The organism is Bacteroides sp. FSHCM14E1 (assembly GCF_019633785.1).
GTDB classification, from domain to species: Bacteria; Bacteroidota; Bacteroidia; order Bacteroidales; family Bacteroidaceae; genus Bacteroides; species Bacteroides hominis.
In genome coordinates this window covers 40,512-62,819 of sequence record NZ_JADKYL010000005.1, presented here as the reverse complement: position 1 = coordinate 62,819, position 22,308 = coordinate 40,512, and the positions used below count along the sequence as shown (strand labels likewise).

General features: G+C 47.1%; 17 protein-coding genes. 16 read left to right on the top strand and 1 reads right to left on the bottom strand.

The window, feature by feature from the left end; translation table 11 throughout:
* Position 1 precedes the first annotated feature (1 nt).
* The 10 genes from ISX59_RS09700 to ISX59_RS09655 all read left to right on the top strand — a co-directional run bounded on the left by ISX59_RS09700 (position 2) and on the right by ISX59_RS09655 (position 12,009).
* A complete protein-coding gene (locus tag ISX59_RS09700; RefSeq protein WP_122296369.1) occupies positions 2-928 on the top strand; it encodes a fimbrillin family protein in 927 nt (308 codons plus the stop codon).
* Between the two features lie 18 nt (positions 929-946).
* Complete coding sequence (locus tag ISX59_RS09695; protein WP_220575859.1) at positions 947-2,518, top strand: hypothetical protein; 1,572 nt, start codon at positions 947-949, stop codon at positions 2,516-2,518.
* 43 nt (positions 2,519-2,561) lie between these two features.
* Complete coding sequence (locus tag ISX59_RS09690) at positions 2,562-3,629, top strand: fimbrillin family protein (RefSeq protein WP_122296371.1); 1,068 nt, start codon at positions 2,562-2,564, stop codon at positions 3,627-3,629.
* Entirely contained in the window at positions 3,626-4,582 is a 957-nt protein-coding gene (locus ISX59_RS09685) for a fimbrillin family protein (protein WP_032543979.1), read from the top strand. Before ISX59_RS09690 ends, ISX59_RS09685 begins: the two co-directional genes overlap by 4 nt.
* Positions 4,583-4,622: 40 nt before the next feature.
* The gene (locus ISX59_RS09680; protein WP_032530408.1) at positions 4,623-6,155 is read left to right on the top strand and encodes a hypothetical protein; all 1,533 of its coding nucleotides are present in this window, start codon (positions 4,623-4,625) and stop codon (positions 6,153-6,155) included.
* 12 nt (positions 6,156-6,167) lie between these two features.
* A complete protein-coding gene (locus ISX59_RS09675) occupies positions 6,168-7,103 on the top strand; it encodes a fimbrillin family protein (protein WP_220575858.1) in 936 nt (311 codons plus the stop codon).
* Between the two features lie 87 nt (positions 7,104-7,190).
* On the top strand, positions 7,191-8,375 hold the full coding sequence (locus tag ISX59_RS09670) for a hypothetical protein (RefSeq protein WP_220575857.1): 1,185 nt from the start codon (positions 7,191-7,193) through the stop codon (positions 8,373-8,375).
* Between the two features lie 146 nt (positions 8,376-8,521).
* A complete protein-coding gene (locus tag ISX59_RS09665; protein ID WP_220575910.1) occupies positions 8,522-10,495 on the top strand; it encodes a hypothetical protein in 1,974 nt (657 codons plus the stop codon).
* 19 nt (positions 10,496-10,514) lie between these two features.
* Positions 10,515-10,883 (top strand): hypothetical protein, encoded by a 369-nt coding sequence (locus ISX59_RS09660; protein WP_005808921.1) that lies wholly within the window; start codon positions 10,515-10,517, stop codon positions 10,881-10,883.
* A gap of 118 nt (positions 10,884-11,001) precedes the next feature.
* On the top strand, positions 11,002-12,009 hold the full coding sequence (locus ISX59_RS09655) for a DUF5106 domain-containing protein (RefSeq protein WP_220575856.1): 1,008 nt from the start codon (positions 11,002-11,004) through the stop codon (positions 12,007-12,009).
* A 145-nt stretch (positions 12,010-12,154) separates the two neighbouring features.
* On the opposite strand, the gene ISX59_RS09650 is transcribed toward ISX59_RS09655, so the two are convergent.
* The gene (locus tag ISX59_RS09650) at positions 12,155-14,278 is read right to left on the bottom strand and encodes a Tex family protein (protein WP_220575855.1); all 2,124 of its coding nucleotides are present in this window, start codon (positions 14,276-14,278) and stop codon (positions 12,155-12,157) included.
* A gap of 115 nt (positions 14,279-14,393) precedes the next feature.
* Here ISX59_RS09650 and ISX59_RS09645 point away from each other — a divergent pair, with 115 nt between their 5' ends.
* From ISX59_RS09645 to ISX59_RS09620, 6 genes are all read left to right on the top strand, one after another.
* Positions 14,394-16,307 carry a HAMP domain-containing sensor histidine kinase gene (locus tag ISX59_RS09645; protein WP_005808915.1) on the top strand — a complete coding sequence of 638 codons (1,914 nt, stop codon included), beginning with the start codon at positions 14,394-14,396 and terminating at the stop codon, positions 16,305-16,307.
* 96 nt (positions 16,308-16,403) lie between these two features.
* Positions 16,404-18,143 carry a bifunctional UDP-sugar hydrolase/5'-nucleotidase gene (locus ISX59_RS09640; protein ID WP_005808913.1) on the top strand — a complete coding sequence of 580 codons (1,740 nt, stop codon included), beginning with the start codon at positions 16,404-16,406 and terminating at the stop codon, positions 18,141-18,143.
* A gap of 6 nt (positions 18,144-18,149) precedes the next feature.
* Positions 18,150-18,617 (top strand): GAF domain-containing protein, encoded by a 468-nt coding sequence (locus tag ISX59_RS09635; protein WP_005776577.1) that lies wholly within the window; start codon positions 18,150-18,152, stop codon positions 18,615-18,617.
* Between the two features lie 44 nt (positions 18,618-18,661).
* Positions 18,662-19,000 (top strand): hypothetical protein, encoded by a 339-nt coding sequence (locus tag ISX59_RS09630; RefSeq protein WP_005776578.1) that lies wholly within the window; start codon positions 18,662-18,664, stop codon positions 18,998-19,000.
* Positions 19,001-19,068: 68 nt separating this feature from the next.
* A complete protein-coding gene (locus ISX59_RS09625) occupies positions 19,069-21,360 on the top strand; it encodes a TonB-dependent receptor (RefSeq protein ID WP_005776579.1) in 2,292 nt (763 codons plus the stop codon).
* A 170-nt stretch (positions 21,361-21,530) separates the two neighbouring features.
* The gene (locus ISX59_RS09620; protein WP_005776580.1) at positions 21,531-22,292 is read left to right on the top strand and encodes a creatininase family protein; all 762 of its coding nucleotides are present in this window, start codon (positions 21,531-21,533) and stop codon (positions 22,290-22,292) included.
* Positions 22,293-22,308: the final 16 nt, after the last annotated feature.

Sequence of the window (22,308 nt, the reverse complement as noted above, 5' to 3'; positions counted from 1 at the left end):
TATGAAGACAAACCTATTATTTTTTATTTGCATCCTATTTGCATTAGTCTCTTGTGAACAAGAAGACAAGGTGTCCGGAGAGAAGGCACTGGCTGTAGTGTCCGCTTCTTCCGATGATAGGCCCTCAACACGCGGAATTATAAACGATGATACATACGCTTTAGGGGTTTTTCGGACCACTGCCGGTACTTATATGCCTTTATTCAATGTGAAGCATATTTATTCAGGAGGAGAGTGGGGATCTGATGATGTAATCAAGGTAGATTATCGGAATGCTTCTTTTTTTGCCTATTATCCTTATCATACAGCGACCGGAAATTATGCCGGACTGGCAAGTGGCACTACCTTGACCCTGCAAGCACAGCTGTTCAATGCCGGAGAGGATATTTGCTATGGAGCAGGTGGAGCCTTGGGTGGAGGTCCGGTTAGTGTATACAATCCGTTTGTTGAGTTTCTGGATATGAAACACGCGTATACCCGGTTGAGGTTGACACTGACCCGCGGGGAAAAATTTGATAAGACTAAGAAATGTAATATACAGAATATTACTTTCAAATCGAATAATGCCAATTTTTACCTGACACGTAGCCTCGATATTGCTTCAACTGCCGGAGCTACCGGAGGAAGCGCTGTGACTACCGGGTATGTTCATAATCCTAACGTTAATATTGCCGCCGGTAAAAGCGTGACATATGAGTATATGTTTCCTCCGCAACCACTTGCCGGTAGTAAATTGACTATTCTTGTCACTGTCGACGGGGTGACTCGGAGTTGTGACATTTCAACGTTAGGCAGTTCTTTGGATTCGGGGAAATATTATGGAGTATCGCTGACATTTACGGATGTGGGAATCATCCTGTCATCGGCGGCTGTTACTGTCAATGATTTTGGCGGACAAGGAAATACTCCGATAGATACGGAATTATAACATAAACGGAGAATAAAGATGATACAACTGAAAGATAAACTAAAAGTAAATGGCGGAATGAGACGGTACATGGAAATGGTTTGTTTGAGCCTGTCGTTTTCTCTTCTCGTAATGAGTTGCAGTCAGGAAAGCGATACGTTTTATCCATCGATTCCGGATGAAGAACAGCCCGCTGTGGATGAAAGCCGGATGGTTCCGATACAATTGAGTGTGGACGGGGTTGATCGATTTTACGGAGGGGCAGTGACGCGTTCTGGAGAAACTGTTGCTCGTTTAGTGCAGCCTTTGGATTCTACTTATGATACCGGATATGATGTGGAGACAACAGTGGAGTCGGTTCCATTGGAGAATAGTGTGTCGACCCGTGCCAACTTGGGTAATGTACAGTTTCGTGTAGTGGCTTACAGAACAAATGCTTCGTCTGCCGCTAATTATGCGGGGACAGCTGTTTACAAGACAAATGGTTCGGGAGTCGCGGCTATTGTAGCCAAGACAGCTACTCCTGTCAATAGTGCCGGACAATGGATATTGGGGCCGGGCACATATACTTTTGTGTGCTATTCTTATGGAGTGAATAGTACACCGGCGATGCTGTCCGGTAATTGGTCCGCAACCGTTTCGTACAATCAGGATTTTATGCTTTGCCGGAAAGAAGGAGTTGTAGTAGCTCCCGATGATAGGGGAGAGTTTACATTGGGAGGAATCAGCTTTACACGTCAGTGCGCTCTACTCCAACTGGCTGTCACGGCCAATGATTTTTCTAATAATACGGTTCAACAATGTGCAGCCACTGTATCCAATTTGAATAGCAATAACATAACCTGGAATGCCGGTCAGGCAACCCTTTCAACAGGCGGCACAGGAGGAGCTGTAAACTTTTCCTGGAGCAGCTTGAATGCGGCTACGGTTCATAGTAATGTATATAAGGTGCTCCCTCAGAGCAACCGTACATTAACCATTAAGTTCACGACTTTGAGAATTGGCAATATACAATACAACAACCGAGTGACGGTTAATGTCACCGGACGTCAATTTGTGGCAGGAGGTAATTATAAGATAACTGTTAAGATAACCGGAAACGGTATTACTGTGGGAGGAGCTACGTGGGCGAAAGGGAACGTTTACAGGAGTGGGAGTAATTTTTATTTAGAGTCTTCACAAAGTGGTTATCACAGTGGTACAGAAGGTGGATCTTTTTTCGGCTGGAATACGCTCTCTTCCAGTAATAATACGTATGGAGGAAGCTCTTTTTCTTCCAATAATGATCCTTGCTATCAGGTTGCTCCCCAAGGAACATGGTGTACTCCGACTGCCAACCAGTTACAGAATCTGGGAAATAGTGGATATAGGTCTGGAAGTATGAATGGTAAGAGCGGAGGATTTTTTGGCGGTGATAAAGTTTTTCTGCCTGCAATGGGAAACAGAGGTAAAAATAATGTAAACTATTGGCCTGGAACGGGGTATTATAGAAGCAGTACGGGCGCCAGTAATAAGCGTTGCTATTATCTGGAGTTTAATCAGAGTTATGCTGTTAAAAATAACTATTATTGGTATTGGGATGCATTCCCGATAAGATGCGTCAAAAGATGAAAATTTTGAAAATGGTGAAGTGTAATGTCGTAAAAAATGAATAATGAATAATTTAAATGATCTGATCAGGATTTGGTGTCTGCTACTGGTTTTGGTCGCCTGCAGCCAGGATGACAATATGGATGGTATACCCGATGATGCCACCGTACCTTGCACTGTCAATAGCGTGAGTGTAATCGAACCGTATAAGGTCAATACTCGTGCCGCACTTAATGACGGAGAATCCATCGGGGTCTTTTTGACTGACGATGTGGCGAAGAATGCAGGTAACAGCCGGAAATATTCGGACAGGAATAATTGTAAATATACCAAGCTATCAGGAAAGTGGACTCCGATTGACGATGAAAACACAGTGTCACTGGCTGAAGATGTATATGCAAACCTTTGGGCAATCTATCCTTATCATGCCGATAAGGAAAACGGATTGGATTATACGGATCGGACGGCCATTCCTCTAAAGTCAAAACTGTATTCGGCTGAGAAAGATTTGTGCTATGGGCCGGGAACCGGAATAGCCAAAGAGACCAGTTTTACTCAGCCTGCAGAAAGTAAAACTCCTGTAGATATTTCTTTTTTAAATATGGAGCATGCTTATAGCTGGGTCGTTTTTCAGGTCAACAGACATAAGTATACCAAAGATGCTAAGCTGTCAAAAATAAAAGTATCCAATGTGTTGACATACACTACTCTGAATATTACAAACGGAACTTATGCCGCCTCTGAAGCCACTCCGGAGCCGGGAATCGCAGAGAAAGTGAACGAAACGATTCCGGAACTGGAAACTGATTATGTAGAGGTGGGCTTCCTTATCGCGCCTTGCACATTAGGATCGATCGGAACCATTCTGGGAGTAGCTGACTGTGGCATGAAAGTAGACCTTACAGTAGATGGTGATGTATATACATTGGGGATTCCGCTTACTAAATTGTCTCAATTGGAAGCCGGGAAAAAATATTTGATTGAGATTACCGTACAGGGGGCGCATGGAATCGTCATTGGGGCGAATGGAGTTTCTACTGTTGACTGGCCTACGCCCCAAGAGGCTTCGGGAGACTTGATAGGTGAGGCTACTATACATACAAATTCTGTTTTAAACTGTTTTTGGTCATGAAAATTAATAATATGTTTTTTATTGCCATGTGCGGATTGTTTATATCATGCGGGGCAGAGATTACAACGGATACTTCATCCGAAGTATTATCCGACAGGCAGATTCCTATAGGAATATCGACTGTTGCTGTTCCTGAATACGGTGCGGAGACTACGCGTGGGCTGATTGCTAACGCCACTTATCGATTGGGACTGTTTCGTACCGGTGACAAAGGTTACCCTCCTCAGTATGATGCGCCTTATACGTATACAGCAACCGGATGGACGGCTTCTACAGAAGTGAAGGTGGATCATCGCGGGGTGAGTTTGTATGCTTATTATCCTTATCAATCCGTTTCCTTTGTAGATAATACGACAACAGCCGTCCTGAATGCGCAACTTTACAGTGCGGACAAAGATATGTGTTATGGGAAGGGGCTACCTGTGGGGAGTGCAAGCCTGATTAATAATGATGCTCCGGAAGTGGACTTTACAGCTATGAAACACGCTTATGCCCGGCTCAAACTGACATTGCTGCGCGGAACGAATTATGATAAGAGTAAGGCATGTAATATCAAAAATATTACTTTGAAATCTAATAATACAAGTTTTTATCTGCAACGTCATTTGAATATCGCTACGGTAGCCGGCGCAACCGAAGGAACTGCCGTCGCAACAGGCTATGTTTATAATCCAAATGTGGATATAGCGATCGGGGGGCAATTGAGCTATGACTTCCTGCTGCCTCCACAGCCACTTGCCGGCAATACATTAACAGTTCTTGTGACGGTGGACGGTGAAGTGCGTTTTTTGAATATTACGGGATTCGGCAGTTCGTTGGATGCCGGATCATACTACAATGTATCTCTGACGATTACAGATATACAGATGGTACCTACGAATGCTTTGACAGTGAATGATTACGGGACTCAAGGGAATACTAATTTTGATTATAAATATGAGATGCATAATTGACAGGACGCAAACGGGAATACTTAGAAGTATGATTCGCCTAATGGCTCGTTCATGTTCTTTGTTCTTGATTTTGCTTGCAGTGACAGGATGTGACAGGGAGGAAGATGAAAGATTTCCTTCGGGACATCATGATCCGATAGAGGGAGATGGGGAGATGGTATCTATCAACGTAAAAGTAGATGGGGTAGATGAGTTTTTAGGTGGTGCGGTTACCCGTTCCGGAGAGATTTTGACAAAGATAGTGCAGCCTTTGGACAGTACTTATGATTCGGGCTATGATGTAGAAACGACAATTGAATCTTTACTTCCCGTTAATCCGGTGCAGACGCGTAGCAATATGGCCAATATGCAGTTTCGGGTTGTAGCCTATAAAAACAATTCCATAACGGCTGCTAATTATGCGGGTACAGCGGTTTATAGTACCAATGCTTCCGGCATTGCCTCGATTGTAGCGAATACAGCCACTCCCGCAGGTGTTTCCGGACAGTGGGTGTTAAGGCCCGGGACGTATGCATTTGTCTTCTATTCATACGGAACCAATACAGCTCCGGCCGCTTTGTCCGGTAATTGGTCGACAACAGTGACGCATAACCAGGATTTCATGTTGTGTCAGAAGACCGGGGTAAATGTTACGGCCAATGCAAGCGGGCAATGCCTGTTGAGCGGCATTAGTTTTTCAAGGCAGTGTGCCCAACTTCAGTTGTGTGTAGTGGCTAAAGAGTTTAATAATAATACGGTTCAGCAGTGTGCGGCAACTATCTCGGGACTTAGCAACAGCCCTGTGACCTGGAATGCGAGCCAGACAACTCTTCCTGTAACAGGGACAAGCGGGACGTTGAACGTGGCATGGACCAATCCGAATGCTACCACAGTGAATAGTAATGTGTATAAGATACTCCCTCAAAGTAACCGTACACTTACAATTAAGTTTACTACTTTAAAAATCGGTAATGGACAAATGAATAACGCCATTACGGTTAGTGCTACAAACCGTTTATTCAGTGCAGCCGGTAATTATAAGATAACGGTTAGCATTGTGCCAAATTATATATCAGTGAGGAGCTATAAATGGGCAAGGGGAAATCTTTATAAAAGCGGATCTAATTTTTACTTTGAGGCTTCTCAGACAAATTATCATGGTGGTGCGACAGAAGGAGGATTCATCGGATGGAATACTCTTGATATTGGTGTAGCTAAATATAATAGTGGAAATTACTCTACAGCCAATGATCCCTGTTACCAAGTAGTCCCTCCCGGTACTTGGGAAACACCTTCTGATGGACAATTACAAGATCTGATTAATGCGGGAGTCACCTATAGCAGTTCTCCTAAAGGTTTCTGGTTTGGAGGGAACAATGGTGTATTCTTGCTTGCTCTGGGAAGCCGAAATCAGTCATCTACTACAATAAACAACCCTATATCAGCAAGCGATTCTTGGGCATTTTATTGGTCCCGGATCCCTTCAGGAGCAACAGCTAAAGGGCTTAATGCCTCTCAAGGCTCGAATAGTGCCTTTATAAACACAAGCTGGGCGCGGGCTGATGGCAGAACGATAAGATGTGTTAAACGATAAATTGTATGTCCAATGAAACAGGTATTAGAATGTTGTTTGCTTTCATTAAGTCTATTCCTCTTTTTCTCCTGCGGGAAGGAGGAAGAAGGATCTATCCCAACCGATAGACAAGTGCCTATCGGGGTTACAGAAGCTTCTTTAAGTACGAGAGTGTCCACGCGTGGAGTCATCAATACTGCTGCTTATAAATTAGGTCTTTTCCGTACGAATGCTAACGGATATTCACCTCAGTATGATGCTCCCTATACTTATAGCGCAGCCGGTTGGACCGCATTCACAGAAATACTGGTGGATCACCGTTCGGTGGGTCTATACGCATATTACCCTTACCAGTCTGTATCATTTGTCGATAACACGACGACTGCGACGTTAGTTGCTCAAATTTATGATGTAGCTAAAGATGTGTGTTACGGTACCGCTGCGGCTACAGATGGATCGCCGAAGATAAATAATGATCATAAAGCAGTGCAATTTCTTAATATGAAACATGCGTATGCCCGGTTGAAACTTACATTTGTCCGAGGGACGAATGTGATGTCAGGCCGTAAATGTAAAATTGAAAACATAGTGTTGAAGAATAATTCAACCAATTTTTATCTTCAGCGGCAAGTCGATATAACTACCGGCACGATTACTGGAGGGACCCCTGCGGCGGGGGGATATGTATACAATCCGAATGTAGAAATTCCATCCGGGAACCGGGTTTATGAATATTTACTTCCTCCGCAACCTTTGACCGATAGTAAATTGACCATTTCGGTAACGGTAGATGGTGAAGTCCGTACGGTCACGGTTACTGCGTTTGGCGGTGCATTGAATGCAGGAGGATACTATCATGTTACATTGACAATCAATGATGTGCAGATTGTTCCGAATGCGAATGTAATCGACAATGGGTATACGACGGATGATACTACCATTCAGAATAACACTCCAAGTGTGGTTTAAAATGACTGATAATAAGTGATGGGAGAGGCTCGGTAAATGTGAGCGGACTATCCACACCTTTTAATAAATTGATTTTAAATAGATAAGATGAAAAGAGAACTGAGCATAGTCTTGTGTCTGCTGCTGCTTCCGGGAATGACAGGAGTGAAGGCCAGTGCCGACTCACCGGAGAAAAAAACGGCGTCGGCAATGAACAATAAACAAAACGTACGACAGAAAATAACCCCGGTGGGTACTCGAAAGTCTACTTCGGTACGCCCCTTGTCCGTATGCGAGGTGAAAGTTAACTTACCTACGGACAGCATGTTGCTCTCGTGGGTAGACTTTTTGTCACCTTCGGTTACGGAGGCACCGAAGGTTGAGGAAGTACGGCAGACAGTGCGTGGCAGCATCGTGTTGGATTACAGTCGCGGGCAGAAGACGAAATATGATGAGCGTAATTTTGTAGAAGCTGTTTACAAACTTTTGGCTGTGACACGTCCGCTTAAAGAAACACCGGGTGTGAGTCTGGAAGGTATTCGTTTGACAGGTTATACGGCTCCGGACGGTGACTATCGGGCAAACGAACGTCTGGGCTTACAACGCGCACTGGCATTGAAAGATTATATTCGGCGGGAGAAAAGCTTCGGTACAGTACCTTTTGAGGTGAACTGGATAGCGGAGGATTGGAAAGGACTGACCGATCTGATAGTTGGGTCGGAGATGGCATTCAAAGAGTCTGTACTCGACATTATCCGTACAGTGGATGTGGTGGACGGGCGAGAACGAATGCTGATGGATTTGGCGGGTGGGACTGCCTATCACTATTTGTCGTCAGCTTTTTTCGGGAGGTTACGTCGCATAGAGTACGAGGTAACCTACGTGGACGGAAGCTTGGCGGCACAGCCATCGATAAGCATGACAGAAGGGGTGTCGGTTGTTACTTCGGGCAAACCGGAAGCATTCTCGGTGGCGGACTTCTGCCGCTTGGCAGAAGCACATGCCGTAGGTTCGGCTGAATTCAATGACTTGATGGACTTGGCGGGACGTCTTTATCCGGACAGTCCGGTGGCGTGCATCAACGCTGCCGGAGTAGCCTTGTTGCGTCGCGATACGGAGCGTGCCCGGAGATATCTGCAACGCTTTGCCACCCTGCCTGAAGCCGGGTGTAACATGGGTATTCTCTGTCTGCTTGAAGGTGACCGGGGAAAGGCGGAAGTTTACCTGAGCCTGGCACAGGCAGGAGGAAGCGTGCCGGCAGGGAGGGCACTGCGCTTCGTGCAAAGTAAGTAAAGGCTCACCACAGAATACGCAGATTCACACGGAGTCGTTTTTTCTCTCCGTGTGGTTGCATTTAGTAAAGTATGAATAAAGAATCTGTGAAAATCTGTGTAATCTGTGGTGAAAAGAAAAATGGAAAACACAAACTGACGAAAGTTATGGATATAGCGGAAATAGCAACAATGGCATTTATCGCTTCGGGGATGACATACAACGCCGTGAAGTATTGGCGGGTAAACCGAAAGGTGCACATTGCCCGTGAGTGGACGGTGAGTCTGATTCTGAAACGTATGGATTATTTGTCGGAAGAGTGCCGGAGAGCGGTCTTGTTGGTCTTTGACCGACGAGGATATCTGGTGCGCAAGTACCCTGAGGCGGATGTGCTGAAACGGAAAAAGAAATGGCGGCTGCGTTGCACTGTACAGGAGGGGATGTTGAACTTCTGTGTGCTATTCACCCCCCATGCGCTTTGCCTGAGCGGGATACATCATCGTGATGATGTGGATCGCCTGTTTGCCGGTCATGCCGGCATCTGTATTGCCGAAACTGGATTACAGGAGATTGTTCATGGCGCGTCGTTGGAGTTGATAGCTGCCGGTACGGAAACAGACGAGGAAAATGAGAAGACCGATTCTGCCACATTGGATGCATTGCTTCCGGGAGAATTGGTTACGGACGCAATGGCAAAGGATCTTCCGGTAGAGTTGAAGGGGTGTAGCGAACAATGGTATACGGGAAGCGTGCATTATGCGAAAGGTGAACCGGATAACTGGCTTGCCGTGCGCCGTGAGGGGGACCGGCTGTTGATGCAGTTTCGTACCAACTTTTCTGCCGTGGAACGGGAGGCAACCATTGAGATAGGGAATGGCGAGGGAGTACACTTGCTTAAGGTGCGTCAGCAGGTGATGGGTATTCATCCCACGTTGACGGTCAGTCGTCGGCTCTATGTCAGTGCCGGGCGGAAGAACGAGGCGGTGACGCTAACCGTTATCCCTGACAATGAACAGGCATGTTGGTGCGTGAAGAGTGCTAACGCTAACGACGGTGGATGTTGGTATTCGGTCTATCCGCCTGTGGGCCTGCAACAGAAAGGGAGTCAGAACTTGAAAGTACATCTTGAAGCGAAACCAGCCAATGTGCGCTCGCGCTCGCTGGCTCTGACGTTGGAGACGGGTACATATCCTTTCAGCCAGACGACAGATCTGTTATTGATGCAGGGTGTCTGCTTTGATTATTATATAGAGTATCCGCCGGAAGATCCTTGTGCACGACATAGCGGGGTGATAGAGATGCCACCGGGTTACAGGGAGGAGGTGAGGACATACAGTGTGTGTGTGGACAGTAACCAGTCGTGGCGTATCGTGAGCGATGAGGCGGCGGCCTGGGTGGAGGTGAGCGAACCTGAACTGTTGCAGGGACATTATGACGGACGGTTCACGGTGAAGGTACATTCTAATGCAGGATACCGGGTACGTGGTGGATTTCCGGCAGCGCGTCACACGGTGCTCTCGTTGGTGAATGATACGGGCGTGGTACGCGATATCCTTATTTATCAAGGTGGATACGTACGTATCCGGGGTAAATATTGGCTGGACCGTAATCTGGCGGCAGGCGGGAAATTAGCACAGGTAGCCATCCCGTTGGGGTTGGAAGTGGGTACCACACTTAATCAGGGTACGTATTTTCAGTTTGGCTGTCCTACTGATCGATGGGAGGAGAATTTTACGCCCTGTCGCGGCAGTTGGTACGATGGCACGGCAGAGAGTCCTGCACGGATTAATGAGTTGGACCCTTCACCGGAGGGGTGGAGGCTACCATCGCGTATTGAAATGGAGGCATTGATGAACAGTCCCGCTGCTCCGATGGAGCTTCAACGGGAGGAGGACCGGACGAATATCTGCCTTCTGAGTGACGACGGAGTACCAGTATACCTGCCGCTGTGCGGACACCGGAGCCATATCAACGGCTGCCGGATTGTGGTTCCGCACGGTCATCGTTACTGGACGGGGAGTAGTCAAAGTCCGGTATATGGCTATTCGCTTTGCGTAGAACCCAGTCGACAGATGTATTTGATGCACGATATGAAGAAATATGGGTTTCCGGTAAGAAGCGTGATGAATGATGAACTATAAACGATTAACCAGGAAGGGTATGATAGAAATAAGGAAGATTGAAGAGGTACGGAGAGGTGTGGATATTCCGGAGATTACGGGTATTTATGATCCGCTGAGCGGAAAGAAAGACGGGACGATCACACCAATGGCACCGTTGGTGGTTTGGGGACGTAATTTGAGACATTATGCGCTGGAGGATTTTAAATTGTGTCTGGTGGCACAGAGGAAACCGGTGGAGGTAATCGAGATCAAACTTGTGTATACATATTCGGATAAGAAGGTGATTGCGGCTATTCCGGAACTCAAACCGGGAGAATATCGTCCTGCGGTACGATTGAAGGATGATGAAGGAAAGGTGTATGTGTTGCCTGCGGTGTGGGTGGTGAGGGGAAGATGGAGAAGATGAGGGACAATAAACGGATTTACCACGATAGATATATAGTAACACAAAGTTTCTTAATATATGGAATTAAGTACTATATGTCTTTGTGAGACTCTGTGGCGAAATAATAAGCATGAACAAAATGAATATAAAGAAGAAGTTGGTGGCATTTGTATCGACGGTAGTGTTGATGGCCCTGGTGGTGGTTTGTCTGGGTCTGCTGCTGGTAAAAGTTTGTTCGGGGACGGATGAATGGAAAGAGGTAAGAATAGAACCGGTGGTTGGATCTGCGGCGAAAGATTCAGTACATGTAGTGCATTACACACGGCCGGAGATACCACAGGTGATGACTGAGCCGGCGGATCGGGCGGCATATTACGTGAAACATTATTGGGATGACTACTTGGTGGATGATACGGCGTGGGTGAACGGCATGGATACGGAGCAACTGTATGCCGACTTCATCGACGCGCTGAAGTATGCCGAGCCGGAGGCAAATTTGAAGGCGTTGTATACCATGATGGTGAGGATGGAGGCAGACAGTACGGCGTACAAGCGTTTCTGCCTGCTGGGTGAGAAGTATCTTTACGAACCGAACTCGCCGATGCGCAACGAGGATTATTACATCGCTGTGTTGGAACAAATGGTGGCATCCGGGCGGCTCACGGAGTGGGAGGAGATACGCCCCGCGGATCGCTTGAAACAGGCGCGCAAGAACCGGCCGGGGATGAAGGCAGCAGATTTTGCGTACGTCACCCCGAAGGGTGAGAGCGGGCGGATGAGCGGATTGAAGGCAGAGTATACGTTGCTGTTTTTCTATGATCCGGACTGCTCAAACTGCCGGAAATTTGAGAAGGTATTTGAGGAGATGCCCGCTTTTGTAGAGATGGTGGAACAAGGGACGCTGCGCGTGCTGGCTGTCTATCCGGATGAGAACGAAGAAGAATGGCTGGTGAAGTCGGCACACATGCCGCGGGGATGGATTGTAGGCTGGAATAAGGCGGGGGATATCCGCAGCCGGCAGCTGTATGACATTCATGCCACGCCGAGCCTCTATTTGCTGGACCGCCGGAAGCGGGTGATCCTGAAGGACGCATCGATGGACCAGTTAATCGGTTATATGGCGACACGGGACGCAAAGAAGAAATAAAGACATTGAAGATCTGTCTGACCCCGGTTACCTCTTTCTATAAGAGCATGTACAACAGTGGTTGTCGTTTATTCTTGTTAGGGGCTAATTGAAGGAGGTACCGGGGTTTTATTCACCTCTGCGGTGAAATTTTTGTTTGAAGCCATTATTCGACATTCATCGTCAACTGTATCCGTTTCCGTTCGAAGTCAATGCTCAGTACTTTCACCGTGACGTGCTGATGGATGGAGACCACTTCGGTGGGATCGGTGATGAATCGGTTGGCAAGTTGGGAGAGATGGACAAGTCCGTTTTCCTTGATGCCTATGTCCACGAAAGCACCGAAATTGGTGATATTGCTGACGATACCGGGAAGCACCATGCCTTCGCGGAGGTCATTGATGGTGCGAACGTTCCGGTCGAATTCAAAAACCTGTATCGTGTCGCGCGGGTCACGTCCCGGTTTATCAAGCTCTTGGAGAATATCTTTCAGAGTGGGGAGCCCTACAGTGGGGGTGATATACTTTTCTACTTCGATACGATTGCGCAGGGCTTTGTCGGCAATTAATTGGGGTACGGTACACGAAAGATCCTTCGCCATTTGATTGACGATGCCATAACTCTCGGGGTGTACGGCGGTGTTGTCCAGTGGGTTCTCACCTTCGGCGATGCGAAGGAACCCTGCGCACTGTTCAAAAGCTTTGGCTCCCATGCGGGGCACTTTCATCAACTCTTTGCGAGAAGAGAAGGCGCCGTTGGCGGCACGGTAGGAGACGATGTTCTGTGCCAGTTGCGGACCCAGCCCGGAGATGTAGGTGAGCAGATGACTACTGGCAGTATTGAGGTTGACGCCTACCTGGTTGACACAGTTCTCAACCGTCTGGTCGAGCGATTTCTTCAGCTTCGTCTGGTCTACATCATGTTGGTACTGACCTACACCAATGGATTTGGGGTCGATTTTTACCAGTTCCGCCAACGGGTCCATCAGGCGGCGGGCAATGGATACGGCGCCGCGGACGGTGACATCATAATCGGGGAACTCGTCGCGGGCTATCTTGGAAGCGGAGTAGATGGAAGCACCCTGCTCACTGACGACAAATACCTGTACGGGACGGTCGAACTGCTGGTGGGTGACAAAGGTTTCTGTCTCGCGGCTGGCAGTCCCATTGCCGATGGCGATAGCTTCTATCTTGTAGGCTTCTATCATTTTCCGGAGTTTGGATGCGGCTTCGGCTTTTTTGTCTACCGGGGGATGCGGGTAGATATTTTCGTTGTGTACCAGATTACCTTGCGCGTCGAGACAGACTACCTTGCAGCCGGTACGGAATCCGGGGTCGATGCCCATGACACGTTTTTGCCCCAGAGGCGGAGCAAGGAGCAGTTGGCGCAGGTTTTCGGCGAAAACACGGATGGCTTCATCGTCGGCTCTCTCTTTACTGAGGGCGGCAAACTCAGTTTCAATGGAAGGCTTCAGCAGGCGGCGGTAGGCATCCTGCACGGCTTCGGATACATGGCGTCCGCATTCGTTGGTGCTGCGTACGAACTGGCGATAGAGTCGTTCGAGGCATTCATTGTCGTCAGGGGTGATACTGACCTTCAGCAAACCTTCGGCCTCGGCACGGCGGATGGCGAGCAGGCGGTGTGAAGTGCAGCGTTTCAGGGGAGAAGAGAAGTCGAAATAGTCGCGGTATTTGGCAGCTTCTTCATCTTTTCCTTTTACTACTTTGGCAGTGATAACAGCTTGACGGGCAAAGAGGTTACGCACGGCATTGCGGGCACGTTCGTCTTCGCTGACTTGCTCGGCAATGATGTCCCGGGCGCCTTTCAGGGCATCATCGGCATCTTTGACATCGCCTTTCACGAAGGCGGAAACCCGGGCGTTGAGGTTGTTCTCCCGCTGCATCATTATCAATAGGGCGAGGGGCTCGAGCCCTTTCTGACGGGCGGCTTCCGCACGGGTCTTGCGTTTAGGCTTGTAGGGCAGGTAGATATCTTCAAGGGCAGTGGCATCCCAGGTCGCATCGATGCGTTGCTGCAATTCGGGTGTCAGTTTGCCCTGTTCACTGATGGTGCCGAAAATGGTCTCTTTACGCTTGGCGAGGTCGGAGAGTTTATCGTACTGCGTTTTGATAGCTTCTATCTGCACTTCGTCCAGGCCGCCCGTGATTTCTTTACGATAGCGGCTGATGAAAGGGATAGTGGCTCCCTCGGCCAATAGCCTGAGGGTATTGCTGATTTGCTTTTCCGGCAGGTTGAGCGCTGCCGAAATCATTTTGTGAAAGATTTCCATAAACTATTTTTAGGACATTGAGCGACAAATGTACGCAATAATCTACTATAACCATCAACTTTTAGTATCTTTGCGGGCATAAAAAACGGATACACACACTCTAAAACAGATGAATATGCCGGTGTCGCTTAAATATATTCTTTTTTTGCTTCTGGTAGTTATGGGTTTCTGCCGTCCCCTGACGGGATATGCCGCTACCGGAGAGAAACCTATCCTTATGATCTGTTCGTATAATCCGGGAGCGTATCCTACTTCAGCCAATGTTTCCGATTTTATGGATGAATATGAGAGATTAGGAGGCAAACGGGGAGTGGTCATTGAAAATATGAACTGTAAGAGCTTCTCTGATTTTCCTCGCTGGAAAGGGGTGATGAGAGACATTTTAGATAAATACCGGGGGAATCAGGAGCCGGCGTTGATTATTCTGTTCGGACAGGAGGCATGGGCCTCTTATTTGTCACTGAACGATTCAGTGACAGGGGAAGTGCCCGTGTTGTGCGCACTGACCAGCCGGAATGTGGTACTACTTCCGGATGATGAAAAAGATTTGGTACACTGGATGCCGGAATCATCCGATTTTTATGAAGATAATCTGAAACGGCAGGTACGTGGCGGATTTATGTACGAATATGACATTGCATCGAACATCCGCATGATCCGGGCTATCTATCCGGATACAAAGAATATCGCTTTTATATCGGACAATACTTATGGGGGTGTCACTTTGCAGGCGCATGTGCGGAGGGAGATGAAACAGTTTCCTGAACTGAACCTGATTCTGCTGGACGGGCGCGAACACACCATTTATACCATTGTGGACGAACTTCGGAAACTGCCGAAACATACGGCTGTACTAATAGGCACGTGGAGGGTGGACAAGAACGAAGGCTATTTTATGAGGAATGCCACGTATTCGATGATGGAAGCGATTCCGGACATACCGACATTTACAGCTACTTCCATCGGACTGGGTTATTGGGCTGTCGGAGGGGTAGTGCCTGCTTTCCGGACATTTGGTAAAGAGCTGGCGGCGGAAACAGCCCGGTTGTTGGAAAATCCCGGAGATACGACACTACGGGTGGAAGTGGTAGGCACGGAAGCACTACTGGATAGTAAAAAAGTGAAGGAACAGAAGATAAACGTGGCTGCATTGCCTATGGCGGTAAAGCTGGTAAACGAATCACCTTCTTTCTATCGGCAATACCGGTATCAGATCTGGGGTGGAGTAGGCGTTCTGTGTGTCCTGGTTATGGGACTGCTGATTTCTATCTATTTCTATCTGCGGACGAAACGGCTGAAGGATGATTTGGAACGTTCGCAGGCGGATTTGTATGAAGCGAAAGACCGGGCGGAAGAATCGAATCGGTTGAAAAGTGCTTTCCTTGCTAATATGAGCCATGAGATACGGACACCATTGAACGCGATCGTGGGCTTTTCGGACGTGTTGGCTTCGGGTGGAAGCTCGGACGAGGATCAGCGGAATTATTTCAGAATTATCCAGTCGAACTCCGATTTGTTGTTACGGCTGATTAATGATATACTCGATCTTTCGAGGTTGGAGGCAGATAAAGTGACGCTGACTCCGGAGGACTGTGACGTGGTTCAGCTATGCAGGCAGGCGTTGTCGTCGGTAGAGATGTCGCGCCGGGAATCGGGTAACCGGTTTGTTTTTGAAACCAAGATCGACTCTTTTGTTTTACAGGTAGATGTTCAGCGTTTGCAGCAGGTGCTTATCAATTTGCTGACGAATGCGGCGAAGTTTACCAAAAACGGTACAATCACATTGCAGTTTGAAGTAGACAGGGAGAAGAAGCGGGTATTGTTTGCTGTGGCGGATACGGGCTGCGGCATTCCGAAAGAGAAACAGAAGCAGGTGTTCGAACGGTTTGAGAAGCTGAACGAATATGCTCAGGGGACCGGATTAGGACTTTCGATCTGTAAGCTGACAGTGGATAAATGGGGTGGCAGTATCTGGATTGATCCTGACTATGAAAGAGGGGCGAGGTTTGTTGTTTCGCATCCGTTATAAGAAAAAGAGACTATCACGGGGTCACACAGAGTTTATTCTCTATTTAAATCCTTTCAGTGAGACTCTGTGGTGAATCAAATTTAAACCATTATTATGATGAAAAGATTGATTTGTATTTGTGCTTTCTTGCTTTGTCTGGTGTGTGTATTGCCGGCACAAGAGAGAGAGGTGAAACTGAAGATTGTGCAGACAAGCGATGTGCATGGTAATTACTTTCCTTATAATTTTATCACTCAGAAGGAGTGGGGCGGAAGCCTTGCACGCGTGTATGCGTTGGTGCAAAAGAATCGGGAAGTTTATAAAGAGAACCTTATTTTGCTGGATAACGGAGATATTCTGCAAGGACAGCCTTCGGCTTACTACTATAATTATATAGATACAGTAGCACCACATGTGTGTGCCGAAATGATGAACTTTATGGGATACGATGCCGGAAACATGGGAAATCATGATGTAGAAACGGGTCGCCCTGTATTCGATCGTTGGATCGGTGAGTGTAAATTTCCGGTGCTGGGGGCTAATATTATCGAAACGGCTACGGGCAAGACCCATCTTCCTCCCTATCAAGTGTTGGAACGTGACGGGGTGAAGATTGTGGTACTGGGCATGATTACACCGGCTATTCCTGCCTGGTTGTCGGAGAATCTGTGGCAGGGGCTACGGTTTGACGATATGGAGGAGACAGCACGGAAGTGGATGAAAGTGATCCGTGAGAAAGAAAAACCGGATTTGGTGATCGGGCTGTTTCATGCAGGTCAGGATGCTTTTGTCATGTCGGGTAAGTATAACGAGAATGCATCGTTGAATGTGGCGAAGAATGTGCCGGGATTCGATATGGTACTGATGGGGCATGACCATGCCAAGGAGTGCAAAAAGATAGTGAACGTTGCGGGTGACTCCGTGCTGGTGATTGATCCGGCAAGTAACGGGATTGTAGTGTCGGACATTGATGTGACACTGAAACTGAAAGATGGCAGAGTGGTGAGCAAACAAATAGACGGGGTATTGACGGATACAAAAGAATATGGTGTAAGTGAAGCCTTTATGAGACATTTCGCAGTGCAATATGGTGCGGTAGAGAAGTTTGTTTCGAAGAAAATCGGTGTGTTTACGGAAGATCTGTCTACTCGTCCGGCCTATTTCGGCTCGTCGGCGTTTATCGATTTTATCCATTCGCTGCAACTCGACATTTCGGGGGCAGACATTTCGTTTGCCGCTCCGCTATCGTTTGATGCTGAGATAAAGAAAGGAGATATCCGCGTGAGCGATATGTTCAACCTGTATAAATATGAAAATATGCTTTATGTAATGAAGCTATCGGGAAAAGAGATTAAAGATTTTCTGGAGGAATCCTATTATATGTGGACGAATCAGATGAAGTCGCCGGAAGATCATTTGCTGTGGTTGAAGGAGAAACGTACGGCGGGTGCCGAAGACCGGGCCTCGTTCCAGAATTTCAGCTTTAACTTCGATTCGGCTGCCGGAATCATTTATACAGTGGATGTGACTAAACCGAAAGGAGAGAAAGTGACCATCGTCAGCATGGCAGACGGTGCTCCGTTCCGAATGGATCATATATATAAGGTAGCACTGAACTCTTACCGTGGCAACGGCGGTGGAGAACTACTGACAAAGGGATCGGGAATTCCACAAGAAAAGCTGAAAGAGCGTATCATATTCTCAACGGATAAAGATCTCCGTTTTTATCTGATGCAGTATATCGAAAAGAAAGGCACACTGAATCCCCGTGCGCTGAACCAGTGGAAATTTATTCCCGAAGAGTGGGTGAAGCCCGCTGCAGAGAGGGATTATGAATATCTGTTTGGAACTAAATAATAGAATATGGCTGAAGAACTTACATTTATATCGGGCAGCAAAGAGGAACAATATCTCTCTTTGTTGCCTCAGGTAAAGGCTCTGATAGAGGGGGAAGAGGACCTGGTTGCCAATTTGGCTAATGTAGCTGCTGTCTTGAAGGAAGCTTTCGATTTTTTCTGGGTAGGTTTTTATTTGGTGAAGCAGGACCGGCTGGTACTGGGACCGTTTCAGGGACCGGTGGCCTGTACGCGCATTCGAAAAGGTAAAGGAGTTTGCGGCACGGCCTGGGAGGAAGCTAAAACCCAGTTGGTTCCGGATGTGGAAGCTTTCCCGGGACATATTGCTTGCAGCTCGCTTTCCAGATCGGAAATTGTGGTTCCACTGATAAAGGAAGGTAGGGTATGGGGAGTGTTGGACATAGACAGTGATCTCCTGAATTTCTTTGATGAAACCGACCGGAAATATCTGGAAGAAATGTGTAGATACTTATGAAAATAATAACTATCTTTGCCGACTTAAAAATAAGAGTGCAATAGGTGGGATACATCAAAAGAGTTCTATTATCGTTTCTGTTGTTGACGCTGTTCGTGACGTACCAGGTGAGCATTACGATGTTTACCCATGTGCATTACGTAAACGGTGTAATGATTGCGCACTCTCACCCCTATAAAGGTACTCACTCACATTCTACATCTAATATTGTTGTTATTGCCCATTTTGCTACATTCCATTCGCTGGAAGCCCATGTGCAATATGATTTTACACCCGAACGGCCGGTGCTGTTTACGGTAGAGATACCTGAGAGTATACCGGTGACAACAGAAACACATTTACGGGTAATTTCTTTGCGTGCCCCTCCGGCCGAACAGGCTTAAACTAAATTTAGGGGAGAGCCCCTTTCCGTTTCTTTTACTCTTTTATATATCATAGCTAATAACAAACAATGAAAAATTATATAGTTATGCTTGTGCTTGCGTGTGTAAGCATGAGTTTGTATGCAGTCAATCCGATTAAAGAAGGTAATATGATTGCCGGACACGTTATTGTGAAAGGCACTGAAGAAAGCATTCCGTTCGCAACGGTAATGATATTGGGGACCAACCGTGGTGCGGTATCCAATGAAGAAGGGCAGTTTGAATTTCGTAAGTTGGCTGCCGGGAAATATACACTCCGTGTACAGGTAATGGGGTATAAAACACAGGAAAAAACAATCACGGTCAGTGCAGAGGCCACATCGGTGGTTCATTTCCAGATGGAAGAAGAAAGTTTTATGACAGATGAAGTGGTTGTCTCGGCCAACCGGAATGAGGTGAGCCGGAAGGCGGCGCCGGTGGTGGTGAACGTGATGAGCGCCAAGCTTTTTGAAACGGTGAATTCTACCGACCTGGCGAAGTCGCTTAATTTTCAATCAGGGCTGCGGGTAGAGAACAATTGTCAGAACTGCGGTTTTCCGCAAGTACGTATCAATGGATTGGAAGGTCCTTACTCGCAAATTCTGATTAATAGCCGTCCTATCATCAGCGCATTGTCGGGAGTGTATGGGCTGGAACAGATTCCGGTAAATATGATCGAACGTGTGGAAGTGGTGCGCGGAGGTGGATCGGCTCTGTTTGGGGCCAATGCTGTGGGAGGTACAATCAATATTATTACAAAAGATCCGATAAACAATTCTTTTCAGGTGGCAAGCACGATGTCTAATATGAATGGTAAGTCGTGGGAGCAATATATGGGAGGAAACGTTTCTCTGGTTGCGAAAGATAATTCGTACGGTATCGCTTTGTATGAGACATACCGAAATCGTAATCCTTATGATGCGGACGGGGATGGTTTTTCGGAACTGGGCAAATTGAATATGAATACTTTCGGGATGCGTGCATACTATCGTCCCAACTATTTCAGCCGCATCAATGTGGAGTATCACACAACAAATGAATTTCGCCGGGGTGGCAATAAATTCAATTTACAACCTCACGAATCGGATATTACCGAACAAACAAAACATATTATCAATAGCGGAGGATTAAGTTATGACCGTTATTGGGGAGAGAAGCATAAGATGTCTGTATATGGATCTATCCAGCATACGGATCGCAACAGCTATTACGGTGCTCAACAGGATATGAATGCGTATGGTAAAACAAACGATCTGACTTGGGTAGTGGGAGGTATGTATGTGGGAAATATGGACCGTTGTCTTTTTGCCCCTGCTACATTTACAGGTGGTGTAGAGTATCAGAATAACTCTCTGCACGATGTGATGACCGGGTATCACCGTGACATGCAGCAGGATGTCCGTATTGCCGGAGGATTTGTACAGAACGAATGGCGCTTGAACCGCTGGACCATGCTCGTGGGAGCACGTCTGGACAAGCATAACCTGATCGATCATCCGATCTTTAGCCCGCGTGTGAATTTTCTATATAAGCCGAGCGATAATTTGCAGGCACGTCTGACATACTCTACCGGCTTCCGGGCCCCGCAGGCTTACGATGAAGACCTGCATGTGACAGCTGTGGGAGGTGAAGGGGTGCAGATCCGACTGGCTGAGGGGTTACGTGAAGAACGTTCCAACAGCTTTAGTGGTTCGGTGGATTGGTCGTTCCCAATGGGACACTGGCAGTCTAATATTCTTCTGGAAGGTTTTTATACTGATCTGCATCATGTATTTGTGCTCGAGGATATCGGTCTGGACGAGAATGGAGATAAGATAAAGGAGCGCCGGAATGGTAGCGGGGCGAAAGTATATGGTGTCAATCTGGATGCGAAGGTAGCTCACGGGCGTGAGGCACAGTTGCAATTGGGATTTACAGTGCAACGCAGCAGATACAACCGGGCAGAGATATGGACCAGTGAAGGGGAAGAGGAACAGACAACGAAACGGATGCCTCGTACACCGGATTATTACGGTTATTTCACTTTCACGTCGGCACCGTTGAAGAGCTTTGACTTTTCACTTTCCGGTACTTATACCGGTAAGATGATTGTGCCGCATATGGCGGGATACATCGAGAAGTCGCGTATGGAGCACACCCCGCAGTTTGTGGACCTTAATCTGAAACTGAACTATACTTTTGTGCTGAAAGATCATATCAAGATGCAGGTGAACGGTGGAATACAAAATATATTCAATAGTTTCCAAAAGGACTTGGATAAAGGAGAGTTCCGGGATGCAGGTTACTTTTATGGACCGACTCAGCCACGGACTTATTTTGTGGGAATAAAGATAATGAATTAAATCCCGGGTTCACCACAGAGCCTCACAGAGTTTTATCGAGAAGAAATAGGAAAAACTCTGTGGGGCTCTGTCTATTTTATGGTGAACTCGTTTTTGCCTATCAGGTATTCATCGGAATGTTTTTATTCATATCTTTGCGATGTTACATTTGAATTAAAAAAAAGAAGACCATGAATAAAGAAGTAGATCTTTCAGTATCCTGCCTTGGAAAGGTGAAAGGGCTGAAATATGACGTTATCATCTTACCGTGGGGAGCTACGGAACCCCATAATCTGCATTTACCGTATCTTACCGATTGTATTCTTCCTCACGATATTGCCGTAGAGGCAGCCGAAATGGCACTTGCACGTTCGGGAGTACGTTGTATGGTGATGCCGCCCGTACCTTTTGGAGCGCATAATCCGGGACAACGTGAATTGCCGTTTTGTATTCATACCCGTTATGCTACTCAACAGGCTATTCTGGAAGATATCGTATCTTCTCTTTATGTGCAGGGATTCCGGAAACTGGTCATCCTGTGTGGACACGGAGGAAACAATTTTAAGGGGATGATTCGTGATCTTGCCTTTGAATATCCCGATTTTCTGATTGCTGCCGCAAACTGGTTTGAAGTGGTTTCTCCCAAAGGGTATTTTGAAGCGGAGGTTGACGATCATGCTGGAGAGTCGGAAACTGCTGTGATGATGCATTATCATCCGGAATTGGTGAATCTGGCTGAAGCCGGTGACGGAAAGTCGAAACCGTTTGCCATCGCTTCGTTGAATGAGAAAGTAGCCTGGGTGCCCCGCCATTGGGATAAAGCGACAGCAGACAGTGGAGTGGGAGATCCCAGAAAAGCTACTGCTGAAAAAGGTGAACGCTATGTGAAACCGATCGTGGAGAAGCTCGCCAGACTTTTCGAAGAGATGGTGAAACACGACCTTTATGAATGATGGGGAAGGTATACTT

Coding starts and splice junctions, on each gene's coding strand:
- ISX59_RS09650 (WP_220575855.1), bottom strand. CDS start 14,278: ATGGAAATCTTTCACAAAATGATTTCGGCAGCGCTCAACCTGCCGGAA.
- ISX59_RS09690 (WP_122296371.1), top strand. CDS start 2,562: ATGAATAATTTAAATGATCTGATCAGGATTTGGTGTCTGCTACTGGTT.
- ISX59_RS09700 (WP_122296369.1), top strand. CDS start 2: ATGAAGACAAACCTATTATTTTTTATTTGCATCCTATTTGCATTAGTC.
- ISX59_RS09675 (WP_220575858.1), top strand. CDS start 6,168: ATGAAACAGGTATTAGAATGTTGTTTGCTTTCATTAAGTCTATTCCTC.
- ISX59_RS09620 (WP_005776580.1), top strand. CDS start 21,531: ATGAATAAAGAAGTAGATCTTTCAGTATCCTGCCTTGGAAAGGTGAAA.
- ISX59_RS09640 (WP_005808913.1), top strand. CDS start 16,404: ATGAAAAGATTGATTTGTATTTGTGCTTTCTTGCTTTGTCTGGTGTGT.
- ISX59_RS09655 (WP_220575856.1), top strand. CDS start 11,002: ATGAATATAAAGAAGAAGTTGGTGGCATTTGTATCGACGGTAGTGTTG.
- ISX59_RS09680 (WP_032530408.1), top strand. CDS start 4,623: ATGGCTCGTTCATGTTCTTTGTTCTTGATTTTGCTTGCAGTGACAGGA.
- ISX59_RS09645 (WP_005808915.1), top strand. CDS start 14,394: ATGCCGGTGTCGCTTAAATATATTCTTTTTTTGCTTCTGGTAGTTATG.
- ISX59_RS09670 (WP_220575857.1), top strand. CDS start 7,191: ATGAAAAGAGAACTGAGCATAGTCTTGTGTCTGCTGCTGCTTCCGGGA.
- ISX59_RS09625 (WP_005776579.1), top strand. CDS start 19,069: ATGAAAAATTATATAGTTATGCTTGTGCTTGCGTGTGTAAGCATGAGT.
- ISX59_RS09695 (WP_220575859.1), top strand. CDS start 947: ATGATACAACTGAAAGATAAACTAAAAGTAAATGGCGGAATGAGACGG.
- ISX59_RS09685 (WP_032543979.1), top strand. CDS start 3,626: ATGAAAATTAATAATATGTTTTTTATTGCCATGTGCGGATTGTTTATA.
- ISX59_RS09665 (WP_220575910.1), top strand. CDS start 8,522: ATGGATATAGCGGAAATAGCAACAATGGCATTTATCGCTTCGGGGATG.
- ISX59_RS09635 (WP_005776577.1), top strand. CDS start 18,150: ATGGCTGAAGAACTTACATTTATATCGGGCAGCAAAGAGGAACAATAT.
- ISX59_RS09660 (WP_005808921.1), top strand. CDS start 10,515: ATGATAGAAATAAGGAAGATTGAAGAGGTACGGAGAGGTGTGGATATT.